7 protein-coding genes are annotated in these 16,915 nt (G+C 61.6%); all 7 read left to right on the plus strand.

Annotated features, from left to right (window positions below):
* Nucleotides 1–5 precede the first annotated feature (5 nt).
* On the plus strand, nt 6–4,016 hold the full coding sequence (locus tag BLU78_RS03480; RefSeq protein ID WP_010263381.1) for a hybrid sensor histidine kinase/response regulator transcription factor: 4,011 nt from the start codon (nt 6–8) through the stop codon (nt 4,014–4,016).
* 105 nt (nt 4,017–4,121) lie between these two features.
* Nucleotides 4,122–5,939 carry a glycoside hydrolase family 2 protein gene (locus BLU78_RS03485; protein ID WP_010263378.1) on the plus strand — a complete coding sequence of 606 codons (1,818 nt, stop codon included), beginning with the start codon at nt 4,122–4,124 and terminating at the stop codon, nt 5,937–5,939.
* 60 nt (nt 5,940–5,999) lie between these two features.
* Nucleotides 6,000–9,260 carry a SusC/RagA family TonB-linked outer membrane protein gene (locus BLU78_RS03490; protein WP_081504098.1) on the plus strand — a complete coding sequence of 1,087 codons (3,261 nt, stop codon included), beginning with the start codon at nt 6,000–6,002 and terminating at the stop codon, nt 9,258–9,260.
* Between the two features lie 15 nt (nt 9,261–9,275).
* The gene (locus BLU78_RS03495; RefSeq protein ID WP_010263375.1) at nt 9,276–11,042 is read left to right on the plus strand and encodes a RagB/SusD family nutrient uptake outer membrane protein; all 1,767 of its coding nucleotides are present in this window, start codon (nt 9,276–9,278) and stop codon (nt 11,040–11,042) included.
* 24 nt (nt 11,043–11,066) lie between these two features.
* Nucleotides 11,067–14,369 (plus strand): DUF5107 domain-containing protein, encoded by a 3,303-nt coding sequence (locus BLU78_RS03500; protein WP_010263373.1) that lies wholly within the window; start codon nt 11,067–11,069, stop codon nt 14,367–14,369.
* Between the two features lie 12 nt (nt 14,370–14,381).
* Nucleotides 14,382–15,770 (plus strand): sulfatase family protein, encoded by a 1,389-nt coding sequence (locus BLU78_RS03505; RefSeq protein ID WP_231290864.1) that lies wholly within the window; start codon nt 14,382–14,384, stop codon nt 15,768–15,770.
* Nucleotides 15,767–16,912 (plus strand): aldose epimerase family protein, encoded by a 1,146-nt coding sequence (locus BLU78_RS03510; RefSeq protein ID WP_010263364.1) that lies wholly within the window; start codon nt 15,767–15,769, stop codon nt 16,910–16,912. The genes BLU78_RS03505 and BLU78_RS03510 overlap by 4 nt, the downstream gene beginning before the upstream one ends.
* Nucleotides 16,913–16,915 lie beyond the last annotated feature (3 nt).

Consider the following 16,915-nt stretch of genomic DNA (forward strand, 5'->3'; position numbering starts at 1 on the left):
CAGACGTGCGACCGAACAGACAGACAGCGAAACGGGCGGCAGGCATATTCCTATGCCTGCTGGCCCTTTTCACAGTCGTTCCGCACGCCGCAGCAGTCAACCCCGGTTCGCGGTATTTCACCCACCTGAAAACCACCGACAGCGGGCTCTCCTACAACTGCGTGCACGCCATCATTCAGGATGCTCGGGGGTTCATCTGGCTGGGAACCTCGGACGGACTCAACCGCTACGACGGGATGCGGTTCCGGACCTTTCACAAGAACGAACTCGGCGGCAACTCCGGGTTCATCGTCTCGCTCTGCGAGGACAACCGGGGCAATATCTGGATCGGCACCGACAGCGGCGTGGTACTCTACGACGCCGAAACCGACCGTTTCAGAGCCCTCGACACGCCCAGCGACCGGGGAACGGTGATCCACAACAAAGTGACCACCATCAAAAAAGACCGGCAGGGCGTGATCTGGATGGCCGTCAACAACCAGGGGCTCTTCTCCTGCGACCCCGAAAGCGGTGCATTGAAAAATTATTTCGTGGAAGAGGGACGGCAGACGCTCCCCGCGAACATCACCTCGTTCTGCTTCGACGTGAACAACGAGTGCTGGCTCTCGCTCTATTTCTCGAACCTCTACCACGCCGACAAGACGCTGACCGAAGCGACTCCCGTGGAGTTCGGCGACCGCGGGCAGCTCTTCCGCAACGACAACATCATCGAGATCATCGAGAGCCCCTACAACACGCTCTACGTGGCCAGCGTCGACAAAGGCGTCTGCGAGATCGCTCCCCACAGCAACAAGCTCCGGATGCTGATTCCCAACGCCGAGAACCGCTATGTTCCCGAATCGCTCTTTCCGGGCCGCGACGGCGAACTGTGGGCCGCCACCACCAAAGGCATCTATGTCTACAACCCCGGCAGCGGCGAAACCATCCGTCTGAAAGCCGACCGACAAGACAAATTCTCGCTTTCGGACAGCCACACGCTCTCGGTGCTGGTCGACGACTCCGACGGCATCTGGATCGGCACCAACGCCGGCGGGGTGAACTACTCGGGGGCTTTCCACCAGAATTTCGACAAGTATTACATCGTCCGGGACGAGCCGCTCGCCAACTGCCTCGTGCGTGGATTTGCCGACGATGGCGAGGGGCGGCTCTGGATCACCACCGAGAAATCGGGACTGATGACCTATTCGCTCAAGACCGGAGAACTGCAGAAATACCGGAACGCACAGCTTCCCGAGGCTCTTTTCGGCATCAACCACGACGACGGAAAACTGTGGCTGGGTTCGTTCCAGGGACTCTACCGCCTGGACCTGAAGACCGGGATGGTCAAGGTGTACAGCCGCCGGGACGAATCGTCGAACCTGCACGACAACAAGATATACAGCATCTACAAGACCTCGGAAGGCGACCTGCTCGTGGGCACGACGCTCGGCATGCTGCGCTACGACCGCGCGGGCGACAGTTTCACCTCCATTCCCGTCTTCGAGGGCATGTTCATCACCGACATCACCGAAGACACCTCCGGCGACCTGTGGGTGGCCACCTATGCCAACGGACTCATCCGCTACGATCCCGCGGCAGGTGCGATCGTGCGCAGCTACACCTATGCCGCCGGCAATCCGCGAACGCTGCCGAGCAACAAGGTGCTCTCGGTCTTCCGCGACAGCATCGGCCGTATCTGGGCAACAACGTTCAGCGCGGGATTCTGCCTCTACGATGAACAGAACGACGATTTCGTGGTTTACGACCAAGCGCTGCTCGGGGCGGGAAACCTGCCGAGCGACATCAACTACCGGATCGTCGAGGACGACAGCGGCAACCTCTGGATCTCCACCAACAAAGGGCTGATCTGCTTCACGCCCGCCACGCTGGAAACCAAGGCCTACACCACAACCGACGGCCTGCTCAACAACGAATTCAACTACAACGCAGGGTTCAAGACCTCCGACGGCACGCTCTATTTCGGTTCGTCCGACGGATTCGTCCGCTTCAATCCCCGCATGTTTCACACCGACACCCGCGTCCCGGAAATCGTCATCACCGACCTGCGCATCGGCGAACGGATCGTGAAGGCGGGAGACAGCGGGTCGCCCCTGAAATGCAACATCGACCAGACGCAACACATCGCCCTCAACGCTCGCCAGAACTCCTTCGGATTCGAGTTCGCGCTGCTCGGGTTCGCCTCTCCGGCGAGCAACACCATCCTCTGCCGCCTCGAAGGGTACGACACCCGCTGGCGGAGGGTCTCGGAAAACAACACGATCTTCTATTCGAACATCCCCGCAGGCAGTTACCGCCTGCAGGTCAAAGGCGTCAACAGCAACGGCATCTGGAACGACCGACATCCCGCCGTGGAGATCACCGTGGCCCAGCGGTTCTACAAATCGACGCCGGCGATCCTGCTCTACATCCTGCTGCTGGTCGTCATGAGCATCCTCGTGTCGCACTATTTCTACCGCAAAGCCATGAACCGCGAACGGCAGCGACAGAGCGAGTACAAACGGGCCCGCGAAATCGAACTGTTCAACGAAAAGATGACCTTTTTCTCGAACATTGTCCACGAGATCAAAACCCCGCTGACGCTCATCCGAACGCCGCTGCAGAACATCCTCGCCTCCGAGAGCTGCAGCGAGGAGGCCCGCGAGGACCTGATGGTTATCAACAACAACACCGAATACCTGTCGCAGCTGGTGAAAGAACTGCTGGACTTCGTGAAGATCGAGTGCCACGGCTATATGCTCAACTGCGGCAATATCGACCTGATCGAGAAAATCGGCTTCCTCTGCTTCAACTTCGCGGAGACGGCCAAGGCCAACAACATCCGGCTGACGTTCCGCCACGAGGACGAGCAGCTCTTCATCCTGGCCGACGAACCGGGACTGAACAAGATCCTCAACAACCTGCTGCACAACGCCCTGAAATACGCCGAATCGTATATCGAGGTCGAAGCCCGCAAAGAGGACGGCAACGCCGTGGTCTCGATCCGCAACGACGGCCCGATCATCCCGAGCGAACACCGCAGCCGGATATTCGAACCCTTCGTACAGTACGGCAACGACGCCAAGGGCGTCGGCATCGGGCTCTCGCTGGCCCGCACTCTCGCCGAACTGCACGGCGGACGACTCGTGCTCGACGACGACACGACCTGCACGGATTTCATCCTGACGCTTCCCCTGTACCGCGCCTCCGAGGAGGCTACCGGCGAAGAGGAGCAGGCCGCAGTCGCGCCCGGGGACGAACCGGAAAAGCCGGGGCTTCCGACGCTGCTCATCGTGGAGGACAACACCGACCTCGCGGCCTACCTGAAACGCAAGCTGCAGGACGAATACCGGACACTCACCGCCGCGACCGCCGAACGGGCGCTGGAACTGCTCCGGCAGCAGGAGGCCGACCTCATCCTCTCGGACATCGCCCTGAACGGCATGAGCGGGTTGGACCTCTGTAAAAAGGTCTGCACGGATTTCGAAACCTCGCACATCCCGGTGATTCTCCTCTCGGCGCTCTCCTCGACGCGGTCGAAGGTCGTGGGCATGGAGTGCGGCGCAAGCCTCTACATCGAGAAGCCGTTCAACATGGAATACCTCCAGGCCTGCATCCGGAACATCCTCGACAAACGGATCACCCTGAAAAACGCCTTCAGGAGCAAGGTCATGCCCCTCGCGGCACACCTCTACAACCTGCCGCACAGCGACGAGGAGTTCCTCTCGCGGCTCGACTCGATCATCCTGGCCAACATCAGCGACCCCAATTTCTCGAACGAACAGCTGGCCGAGGCTTTTTTCCTGAGCAAATCGACGCTCAACCGCAAGATCAAGGGTCTGCTCGATACCACACCCAACGACTATATCCGCACCAAACGGCTCATCGTGGCCGCGCAAATGCTGACCGAAAACCACTGCCGCATCAACGAAGTCTGCTACTCGGTGGGATTCAACACCCCCTCCTATTTCGCCAAATGCTTCAAAAAATTCTATGGTATCCTCCCCGCAGAGTACATGAAGGAACATAATGCCGATTAACGGAACGTTGTTCCCTGAATTGCATTTTTTGTTCTATCCCGATTCGTCTTTAATCGCCAAATTTGTGATACGGCCAGCCAACTCCGGCCGTACAATGAAACTACTATGAACCAAACCATCCTCACCCTTCTGTTCGCCGCCGGGAGTATCCTGAGCGCTCCGGCGCAGGCATGGCAGCCCGCAGGCGACAAAATCAAAACCGCCTGGGCCGACAAGGTCGATCCCGCCTGCCCGCTGCCCGAATACCCCCGTCCCACGCTGGTGCGCCCCGCCTGGCAGAACCTCAACGGACACTGGAATTACGCCATACGCCCGGCCGACGCCCCGCAGCCGGAGCTCTTCGACGGGAAGATACTCGTTCCCTATCCCGTGGAGTCGTCGCTCTCGGGCGTACAGCGCCGGCTGGCCGAAAACGAGGTGCTGTGGTACGAACGCCGCTTCACCGTCCCGGCCGAATGGCGGCAGGGAGCCCTGCTGCTGCACTTCGGCGCCGTGGACTGGGAGGCCGACGTTTATCTGAACGGCATCCGCGTCGGCGGGCACAAAGGCGGCTACACGGCATTTTCCATCGACATCGCACCTTATCTCACACGCGGGGAGCAGACGCTTGCCGTGCGGGTCGCAGACCCCACGGACCGCGGAACGCAGCCCCGCGGCAAACAGGTGACCGAGGCCCGGACGATCTGGTACACCCCCGTCACCGGAATCTGGCAGACGGTGTGGCTGGAACCCGTACCCGAAAGCCGCATCGCCTCGCTGCGCACGACTCCCGACATCGACACAAAGAGCCTGACCGTCGAGGCCGCGATCGTCGGCGCCCGGCGCGGCGACATCGTCGAGATCACGCTCCGCGACAACGGGCGCACAGTCGCCGAAGCCCGCGCCGCTGCCGGAGAACCGCTGCGGCTGACGCTCCCGGAAATGAAACTCTGGACGCCCGACACCCCGATGCTCTACGACCTCGAAACGACACTCCTCCGCGGAGGCAAGTCCGTCGACCGGGTCGGCAGCTACGCCGCGATGCGCAAAAACTCCGTGGTACGTGGCAAGGAGGGATTCCTGCGCCTGGCGCTCAATGACCGGGAGTGCTTCCAGTTCGGTCCGCTCGACCAGGGCTGGTGGCCCGACGGACTCTACACGGCCCCGACCGACGAGGCGCTCGCGTACGACATCATAAAGACCAAAGATTTAGGGTTCAACATGATCCGCAAGCACGTGAAGGTCGAACCCGAACGCTGGTACTGGCACTGCGACCGGCTGGGCATCCTCGTCTGGCAGGACATGCCCAACGGAGGCCCCTCGCCCGAGTGGCAGAACAACCGTTATTTCGACGGCACGGAGGCGAAGCGCACAGCCGAATCGGAAGCGCAGTTCCGCAAAGAATGGAAAGAGATCGTCGATCAGCTCTATAACCACCCCTCGGTGGCAATGTGGGTGCCGTTCAATGAGGCCTGGGGGCAGTTCAGGACCGAGGAGATCGCCCGGTGGACCAAGGATTACGACCCCACGCGCATCGTCAACGCCGCCAGCGGCGGTAATTTCTACCCCGATGCCGGCGAGGTGCTGGACATTCACAGCTATCCCCATCCGCGTTTCTTCCTCTTCGACATCGGACGGGTGAACGTCATCGGCGAATACGGAGGCATCGGACTCCCGCTCGAAGGGCACCTCTGGCAGCCCGACCAGAACTGGGGATACGTCCGTTTCAAAAATGCCGGCGAAGTGACCGACGAATACGTCCGCTATGCCGAAATGCTCGAACGGCTGATCCCGACGGGGTGTTCGGGGGCCGTCTACACCCAGACCACCGACGTCGAAATCGAGGTAAACGGACTGATGACCTACGACCGCAAACGGATGAAGGTCGACGAACGACGCCTGCACGAGGTGAACCAGCGGCTCTGCCGCAGCCTCGGGCAATGAACCGAAGAACTTTCGCAACAACCGCATAACCGAATTTACTAACCATCAACCAATGGCCTTATGATTACATCAAAACAACGATTCGTTCTGGCCGTACTCCTGCTCGTGGCGCCTTTCGCCTTCGCGCAGCAGTCCGGCAGGATCACGGGAACTGTCTTTGATGATGCCCGGAAACCCCTCGTCGGGGCCTCCGTGACTGTCGCCAATACAACCCGCGGCGTGAGCACCTCCTCGGACGGCAAATTCGAGATCATCGCCTCGCCGAACGAAACCCTCGTGATAAGTTACCTCGGATATGCCGCGCAGGAGATTCGCGTAGGCTCGCGTACCCACATCGACGTGACACTGAAACCCCAGGCGAACCTCATCGAAGACCTCGTGGTGGTCGGATACGGCGTCCAGAAACGCGTGAACGTCACCGGCGCCGTGTCGTCGGTCAACTACGCCAAGGAGGCCGAATCGCGGCCCGTGACCTCGACCGCCCAGCTTTTGCAGGGCATGAACGCCGGCCTGATGGTCTCGCAGACCTCGGGACAGCCCGGACAGGAAGGGATGCTGATGCGCATCCGCGGCATCGGAACGCTCAACGACTCGGCGCCGCTGGTCATCGTCGACGGCTTCGAAGGTTCGATCGGCAACGTCAATCCCGACGACATCGAATCGGTGTCGGTGCTCAAGGACGCCGCTTCGTGCGCCATCTACGGCAACCGCGGCGCCAACGGCGTGGTGCTCATCACCACCAAGACGGGCGGCACGGGCAAATTCAACATCTCGTACAACGGCATGGTGGCCTTCAACCGCCCGGCAAACCACTTCGGAGTGGTGTCGAACTATGCCGACTACATGGAGTTGATAAACGAGTCGGCCGAGAACATCGACGGCACGCTGCCCTTCTCGCAGGCGATGATCGACCTCTGGCGCGAAAAAGAGAAAGACCCCAACGGCATCGCCGACTCGGGCTACCCCAACTACGTCGCCTACCCCAACACCGACTGGATGGAGGCGATGTTCGAGAACAACGTCTACCACAAGCACAACCTCTCGGCCAGCGGCTCGTCGGGCAACACGAAATACCTCATGTCGTTCTCCTACGTCAACAACCCGGGCGTCGTGGCGCGGACCGGCACCGAGCGGTTCCAGCTGCGCACCAACGTTTCGTCGCAGGTCACCAAGTGGCTGGAGATCGGGACCAAACTATGGGGATACGAGGGCGCGCGCGAACTGAGCGATTTCTCGGGCGCCTCGGGCTACATGTCGCGCGCCACGCCGGGCATCTACCCCTACTACGACGGGAAATACGGCTGGATGGAGAATTCCGAGCAAAGCTCCTCGTCGCGCAACAACCTCTATTTCATCAACCGTTTCGGCGGCGAGGAGAAGAGCCACTACGTCAATGCCGCCATCTTCGCCAACGTCAAGCTCCCCTACCGCATCCGGTACAACGTGTCGTTCAACTACGCGCGGTCGAGTTCCGAACACAAGTACTACGGCAAAACCTGCAACGCCTTCTCGTTCTCGAAGAACGACTGGGCCTACCGCTACGAAGACCTGGCCAAACTGGCCCTGACCCAAACCGACAAGGGCACCTACCGGTGGACCTTCCAGAACAATTTCGCGTGGGACTACACCTTCGCCGAAAAACACGACCTCACGGCCCTCGTGGGATTCGAGGCCATGTACAGCAACTCGTCGAATCTCACGGCCAAGAAAACCGGCTTCGCGCAGGACAAGCTCGTGGAATTCGACACGGCGACCACCGTGACGAGCATCGACGGCACGCAGACCGACTTTGCGACGGCTTCGTTCTTCGGCCGCCTGACCTACGCCTACGACAACCGCTACCTCTTTGAAACGAACCTCCGTTACGACGGTTCGTCGCGCTTCGCCCGCAAGTCGCGCTGGGGCCTGTTCCCCTCGGTATCGGCCGGATGGCGCATCTCGCAGGAGGCGTTCATGCAGGATTCGGGCATCGACAACCTCAAGTTGCGCGCCTCGTGGGGCAAACTGGGAAACCACGCCATCGGCAATTACGAGTATCAGGCGACCTACGCCTCGGGCTACCTCTACTCGTTCGGCGGCAAGCAGTCGCCGGGCATCGTGGCCTCGCTCTCGAACAACCTGCTGGAGTGGGAAACCACCACGTCGACCAACGTCGGTCTGGAGCTGGGCGTGCTGCACAACCGCCTCAGCTTCGAAATGGACTACTATAACAAAGTGACCGACGGCATCCTTTATCAGGCCCCGATCTTCGCCACCATCGGCCAGAAGAGCGCCCCCAACCAGAACCTCTGCGAGGTGACCAACAACGGCCTGGAGCTGACGCTCGGATGGCGCGACCGGGTCAAGGATTTCTCCTACGGCATCTCGGCCAATTTCACGCGCAACTGGAACGAAGTGACCAAGTACAAGGGCCGCCTCCAGGCGGGCTGGATGACCGGCGAGGACGGCACACGCGTCTACGACACCAACCTCGGCGACGTCACCACGGCCGTGGGCACCACGCGCCGCGTGATGGAAGGCAAGCTCATCAACGAGTTCTACCTGCTCAACACCTACAAGGGCAACGGCAGCTACTTCTTCGGCGACGGCTCGGTCAACCCGCAGGGCGGCCCGCGCGACGGCATGATCCGCACCGAACAAGATATGGAGTGGGCCCGGGCGATGATCGCCGCAGGCAACACGTTCCTCCCCAACCAGACCATCGGCAAGAAGGGCATCTGGTACGGCGACTACCTCTATGCCGACACCAACGGTGACGGCATCTACGGCAACGAAAACGACTACACGTTCCAGGACGTCTCGATGACCCCGAAATACTACTACGGATTCCAGGTCGACCTGGCGTGGAAGGGCATTGACTTCTCGATGACGTGGGCCGGGGCCGGAGGTTTCTCGATCTACTGGCGCTACCTCGGGTTCAACTCCTACTCCACGCGCGGCGATACGACCATCTCCAAAGAGATCGCCTACGACCACTACTTCTTCGATCCGGAGAACCCCGCCGACCCGCGCACGAACCTCACGTCGAAGCACGGCCGCCTGACGATGAACTACGGCTCGGAGCAGAACGGCGGCACCAACTACTCGTCGCACTGGCTCTACAAGGGCGACTACCTGAAGCTCAAGAACCTGACCGTCGGTTACACGCTGCCGAAAAAGTGGCTGCGGAAAATCCGTCTGCAAGATGTCCGCATCTACCTCAGCGGCGAGAACCTCTGGACCATCACCGACTATCCGGGCATGGACCCCGAATTCTCGGACACGATGAACTACTACGCCAGCCTGAAGCAATATTCGATCGGCCTCAACATCAAATTCTAAATCCTCCAGTCCACTATGAAGCATTTACATAAGACACTCATCGGGTCGGCCCTGACGCTCGCGCTCGCCGGTTGCAACGACTTCCTGGACCTCTCGTCCTACGACGAGGTCAGCTCCGGCACAGCGTTCTCGACCACCACGCTGGCCGAATCGGTCGTCGTCGGCGCTTACAGCAACATTCTCTACGACTATATCGACGGCAGCCGCTCGCGCCTCAACTGGGACGCCTTCTCGTCGGTCATGGACCCCACCGACGGGCATATCTACCTCAACTACTCCTACCTCACGGGAACGATCCAGCCCAACGACGCCTCGTTCCTGACCTACTGGAAACGTTTCTACGAGGGCATCAACCGCGCCAACGACGTGATCAACAACATCGCCTCGTGCCCCACGATGAGCGACGCCCTCAAACGCCAGCGCATCGCCGAGTGCAAGTTCCTGCGCGCCTTCCACTATTACCGCCTCAACTGCCTCTGGCGGGGCGTTCCGGTCTATCTGGAGAACCTCGCTCCCGGGGAGTACACCCGTGCCCGTTCTTCGGAGGAGCAGGTGTGGGACATCATCATCGACGACCTCGACGACTGCATCGCCTGCGAAGAGCTGCCCGGCAAGTACAAATCGAGCGACAGCGGCTACGGCCGTGTGACCAAGGGTGCGGCCTACACGCTGCGCGGAAAGGTCTACCTGTGGCTGAAGAAATGGGAGGAGGCCGAAAAGGATTTCCTCGAAGTCGGCAAACTGGGCTACGACCTCTACCGGGGCGACTATGCCGACCTGTTCAAACAGGCCAACGAGAAGTGCGACGAGATGATCTTCAGCGCCCAGATGGAGGAGGTGCAGGGCTTCGGCAACGTCTTCAGCTATACCTACGGCAACATGGTCACCAAGGGCAACGGCACCTCGTCGTTCTTCATGAACGCCCGCTTCGTCGACTCCTACGAGTGGGCAGACGGCAGGCCCTTCGACTGGGACGACGTAATCGACGGCTACGACGCCATGCAGCCCAAGGCCCGCAGCGTCTATTTCCTGCGCGACAACATGACCTCCACCGAGAGCTCGACGATGCAGACCTACGGGGCCGACCTCTCGGAATATCTCGAGACAGGCAACGAAGCGCGCATCCGCGCGGCCTACACCGGCCGCGACCCGCGTCTGGCGGCGACCATCATCACCCCCTACTCGACCTACAAGGGAGGCGCCTCGGGCGCGGAGCTGACCTACACGCTGCGGTGGCCCTTCCGCTCCAGCGCGGCGCCGTCGCTCGACCTCGAGACCCGTTCAAACAGCTACATGCTCTACTCGATCCGCAAGTTCGTGACCTCGGGCAACGAGTACGCCAATATCCAGTACAACCCCGTCGACGTGCCTATCTTCCGCTATGCCGACGTGCTGCTCTGCCTCGCGGAAGCCGTCAACGAGCAGGGACGCTACGGCGAGGCCGCGGGCTACGTGAACCAGGTCCGCAAGCGCGCAGGCGTCGCGGAACTCAACACGCCGGGCAATCCGCATGTCGCCGTGACCAGCGCCGACGAACTGCGCCCGCGCATCCGCAACGAGAAGAAATGGGAGCTGGCCTGCGAGGAGCAGCTCTACTGCGACGAACTCCGCTGGGGCACGTGGCAGACGGACAAATTCGCCGACGGAAACGGTCTGCTGGAGTGCTGGGGAGCCCCCGTATACGAATACAAATGGGGCGGTTCGGCCTACCTCAAATGGCCCATCCCCTCGTCCGAACGGGAAAAGAATCCCAACCTCGTCCAAAACGACAACTGGCATTAATAAAACACATAAACCAAATATCCGATGAAACGAAAAATCCTGATGACATTCGGCCTGCTTGCCGGCATTGCGGTCGGCGCCCGGGCACAGCAAACCGAAGTTACGGCCCGGGAGGGAACGCTCGAACTCCCCACCTATGTACTCAACGCCGCCGAAACGGCGCCCATCTTCGAACGCGACTGGTCCTACCAGCGGGCGCGTCGTTCGGTCTACCCCTATCCGTTAGACGACAACATGACGCGCAACCGAAAGACGGTGAGCTACAAGGCCCTCTATCTCGAGAACGAATACGTCGAACTGTGCGTGCTGCCGGAGATCGGCGGACGGCTGTTCTACGCCATCGACAAGACCAACGGCTACGACATCTTCTATCACCAACATGTGGTCAAACCGGCGAACGTCGGCATGACCGGAGCCTGGATCTCGGGCGGCGTCGAATGGAACGTCTTCCACCACCACCGGGCCACGTCGAACATCCCGTGCGACTACCGCATCGTCGAAAACGAGGACGGCAGCAAGACCATCTGGGTCGGAGAAACCGAACTCCGCCACCGCATGTCGTGGGCCATCGGCATCACGCTCCATCCGGGCAAGTCCTATATGGAGATCACCGGACGGCTGGTCAACTCGACCGAGAACGACAATTCGATGCTCTACTGGTCGAACGTCTCGACGCTCGTGGACGACAACTACCAGATCATCTTCCCCCAGAGCACCGAATTCGTGACCTTCCACTGCAAGAACTGGTTCGCGCACTGGCCCGTCACCCGCGAGCCGTTCAACGGCATCGACGAATACGCCGACGGCATCGACGCCTCGTGGTGGAAGAACCATTTCATGTCCAACTCGATGTTCGTCCACGACCTCAAGGAGGACTTTATCGCCGGATACGACCACGGCCGCAAGGCCGGCACGATGCTGGCGGGCAACCACCACATCGTCAAGGGCGGCAAATTCTGGCTCTGGGGCCCCAACTCGGAGTGGGACACCCGCATCCTGACTGACAACGACGGCCACTACTGCGAGCTGATGGTGGGCGCCTATTCGGACAACCAGCCCGACTACAACTGGAGCGCCCCCTACGAGGTGAAGGAGTTCACCCACTACTGGTACGGACTGCGCGACATCGGCGGCGTGAAGACCGGCAACCGGCAGGCGGCCCTCAACCTCGATCTCGTGGCCCCGGGCAAAGCGCTGATAGGCGTCAACGCCACGGAGAAACTGTCCGGAACGACCGTCGCGCTCACGGCCGCCGGCCGGACACTCTTCACGCGGCAGACGGATCTCGCACCCGACGCCCCGTTCGTGGAGACCGTCGCCATCGACAAGACCATCGAACCGACCGACCTGCGGATCACGCTCACCGACGCCGCAGGCAAGGAGCTGCTGGCCTACTCGCCCGTGGAACGCGACCCGAACAAACCGCTGCCGGAGATCGTGAAGCGTCCGCTGCGCCCCGAACAGATCGAGAACACCGAGGAGTGCTACCTCGTCGGGATGCGTAACCTGCAGTTCCACAACCCGTTCATCGACCCCACGGACTATTTCGAAGAGGTGCTGCGCCGCGATCCGGGCGACACGCGCGCCAACACGCAGATGGGCGTCTGGTGGCGTCAGCGCGGCGACAACGAGAAGGCCGCCCGCTACCTGCGCACGGCGATCCGGCGTCAGACCAAGGATTACACCCGTCCGAAGGACTGCGAAGCGATGTATAACTTAGGGCTGATCCTCAAACAGGAGGGTCGGATCGAAGCGGCAATGGACACGCTCTACCGCGCCGTCTGGAGCTACAACTACAACTCGGCAGGCAATTTCCAGTTGGCGCAGCTCTATGTGGCGCAGGGTGACATCCCGATGGCGCTCGAGCGGCTGGACGAAGCCATCACCTACAACGCCAACAATTTCAGCGCCCTGAACCTGAAAGCCACCCTCCTGCGCACGCAGGGCGACAAAGCGGGCTCCTCAGCCTGTGTGAAGCGGGTGCTGGAGGCCGATCCCGTGAACGCCTATGCCACCTACGAACAGCAGCTATTGGGCGAAGGCGACTATTTCGAAACGCTGATGCGCGACGAGCCCGAATCGTACCTCGAACTGGCCCTCGCCTACCTGCACAACGGATTTCCGGAGACAGCCGTGAAACTGCTCGAACGGATCGACGCCCGGACGGCCTACCCCACCGTCAAGATGTGGCTGGGCTATCTGGCCGGCAAGGCCGGCGACAAGGCTGCGGAAAAAGAGCTGTTCAAAGCGGCGCTGGCCCTGCCGACCGATCGCTGCAACCCGTTCCGGCTGGAAACGGTCGCCGTATTGGAACGGGCCAAGGAGCTCTGCCCCGGGAGCTACAAACCCTCTTACTACCTGGGCAACCTATACTACAACAAGCAGCCCGACCGTGCGATGACCGAGTGGGAGCAGTGCATCGCCAAAGAGCCCACGTTCGCCATGGCCTGGCGGAACCTCGGATGGGCCCACTGGCTGCACACGAAGAATTACGGCGAAGCGGTGAAATACTACCGCCGGGCCATCGAGCTGGCTCCCGAAGAGGCGCTCTTCCTCGAGGAGATCGACCAGGTCTACGAAGCCAAGGGCGAGGACGTGCAGGTGCGCTACGACCTGCTGAAAAGCCACCACGACGTCTGCACGAAACGTTACTCTCCGCTGGCCGGGGAGGTCACGGCAGGCATCTTCGTCGGGGATTACGACTATGTGCTCAAACTGCTGAAGGAATGCTATTTCCCGACGCGCGAAGGCGTCGCCAACTTCCACGACGTCTATGTCGACGCCCTGCTGCTGGCCGGGGAGGAGAAATTCGCCGCAGGGCAGCGGAAAGAGGCCCTCGCACTCTTCGAGAGCGCCTTCGACTATCCGGAGAACCACCAGGTGTTCCTCGTTGACAAACGCACGCCCCGCGACGCCCAGATTTATTACGTTATCGGCAACGCCTACGAACGAATGGGCAACCGCTCCAAGGCCATGCAGAACTACAAGAAGGCCGCGGCGGTGAAAGTCAAGAAGACCGACTACCGCTACTGGCAGGGCCTCGCGCTCGAAAAGCTGGGCAAAAAGGCCGAGGCCGAAGCCCTGTTCGAAGCGCTCGTCGAGGCCGGAAAGGCCGGCATCGTCGAGGACTACGTGAACTTCTACGGCGCCGAGGGCACCACGGGCAAGACCGTGGCGACGATCAACACCAAAGCCTGCTACACGCAGGGACTCGGCCTGCTGGGGCTCGGCAATCGGGACGAAGCCCGGAAATGCTTCGCAAAGTCCGTGGAGCTGAAGCCCGATAACCTCTGGGCGTCGGTGATGCTCCGGGAGTTGAAACGATAAACAGCTGCAAAAATGAATCTTCAACGAACACTGATGCTCGGAGGCTTCGCGGCCGCTGCCCTGACCGGGCAGCAGGCCGCGGCCCAGAAGCGGCCCAACATGGTCGTCATCCTCGCCGACGATTGCAGCTGGCATGACATAGGCTGCTACGGCGCGGTCAACAACCGCACGCCGCACATCGATTCGCTGGCCCGCGCAGGCATGCGCTTCACGAACGCCTGGAATTCCGTATCGACGAGCGTGCCCACACGCCACTGCCTCTATACGGGCATGTACCCGATCCGCAACGGCGGGCACTACAACCTCAGTGCGATCCGCGAAGGGGTCGAGACCATGCCCGTACGCCTTGCGCGGCTCGGCTACCGGGTGGGGCTGGCGGGGAAATGGCACATCCATCCGAAAGAGGCCTTCCCGTTCGAACGGGTCCCCGGATTCGCGGTCAACTGCCTGACGAAAGACCCTTCGCACACGATGAAGGGGGTCGAGGAGTTCATTTCGCGCAACCGTGAAGAACCGTTCTGTCTGGTGGTGGCCTCGGTCAACCCGCACGTTCCGTGGACGGGCGGCGATCCTTCGAAATTCGACCTCGGGAAACTGGTCCTGCCGCCCCATTTCGTCGATACGCCGCAGACGCGCAAAAGCTATGCGGCCTATCTGGCCGAAATCGACCTGCTCGACCGGGAGGTGGGCGACGTAGTGCGGGCACTGCGGGAGCGGGAACTGCTCGACGACACGCTGGTGATCTTCCTCTCGGAACAGGGGACGCAGCTCACGGGCGCCAAGTGGACCAACTGGAACGCCGGGGTGCACGCGGCGATGATCGCCCGCTGGGACGGCCGCATCCGCCCGGGCCGCACGACCGACGCCATCGTGCAGTACGAAGACATCCTGCCGACGCTCGTGGCGCTGGCAGGCGGAAGTCCCGACCGCGAGATGGACGGCCGCAGCATCGCGCCGCTCCTCGAAGGGCGCAGCGACCGCCACCGCAAATACGCCTTCCACCTCCACGACAACTACCCGTCGGGACCTCCCTATCCCATCCGCGCGGCGGGCGACGGCCGCTACCGGCTGATCTGGAACCTGACCCCCGATCAGAGGATGATCGCCAAAAACATGGAAAACGAGCTGTGGCTCAAATCGTGGAAAGCGACCGACACGGAACATGCGAAATTCATCGTCGGGCGGTGGTATCACCGTCCGGAGTTCGAGCTGTACGACACGGCGGCCGACCCCTGGGAACTGACCAACCTGGCCGGGAAAAAGGAGTATGCCCGCATACAGGCCCGACTGTTCCGGGCGCTGAAAAAATGGATGCGCGGGCAGGGCGATACAGGCATCGGAGCCGATACGGAACAAAACAAACCGGCGAACCGCCCCGCACAAAAAAACGTCCGGCCATGAAACGAATCATCCTTGCGGCCGTTTGCGGAGCGACGGCCTTTCTGACCGCCTGCACCGCAGGCGCACCCTCCGTGGAAACCGTCCCGTTCGGACAACTCTCGTCCGGCGAGGAGGTCACCCTCTACCGGCTTCGGAGCGGCAGCGGCGCCTCGATGGAAGTCATCGACTACGGCTGCCGCGTGGTGCGGATCTGCGTCCCCGACCGCAACGGCGCAATCGCCGACATCGTGCCGGGATACGACAACATCCGCGACTTCGAGACCGGGAGCGAACGCTTCTTCGGAGCCCTGATCGGGCGCTACGGCAACCGCATCGCCAACGCCTCGTTCCCGCTCGACGGCGACACCGTGCGGCTCACCGCCAACGAGTGTCTGGCCGGATGTCCGGGCCACCTGCACGGCGGAACGAAAGGATTCGACCGCGTGATGTGGCAGGCCGAGCCGCTCGTGGAGGCGGACCGCGCGGGCGTACGCTTCACGCGCCTGAGCCCCGACGGCGAAGAGGGCTATCCGGGCAACCTCGCCTGCACGGTCACCTACTGGTTCACGAAGGACAACGTCTGGCGGGCCGAATACGAGGCCGCGACCGACCGTCCGACCGTCGTCAACCTCTCGAACCACACCTATTTCAACCTCAAAGGCGTGGACGACGGCGGCTACGTGATGGACCACGTGATGCAGGTCGAGGCGGACCGCTACCTGCCCAACGACGCGCGCTTCGTGCCGCTGGGGCCGTCGGAGTCCGTGGAGGGCACGCCCTTCGACCTGCGGGAGCCCCACCGTGTGGATTACGCCATCGACACTCCCAACGAGCACCTGCGCACGATGCGCGGATTCTCGGTCTGCTGGGTGCTCCGCAGCCAGACGGGCGAACTGGCCCGGGCCGCCGACCTGTGGGAGCCGCGCAGCGGCCGCGGAATCGAACTCCGGACCACGGAACCCGGACTGCTGACCTACACCGGACGGCTCTTCTCCCCGAACGTCGTGGGCAAGGGCGGCCGGGCGGTGGAGAAATTCGGCGGCATGCTGCTCGAGACACTCCGCTACCCCGACTCGCCGAACCACCCCGAATACCCGTCGGCTGTGCTCCGCCCCGGCGAAACTTATCATTCAACCACCGAGTTCCGGTTCTATGCCAGATAGTCC

Origin of the sequence: Alistipes timonensis JC136, from assembly GCF_900107675.1 — a bacterium.
GTDB classification, from domain to species: domain Bacteria; phylum Bacteroidota; class Bacteroidia; order Bacteroidales; family Rikenellaceae; genus Alistipes; species Alistipes timonensis.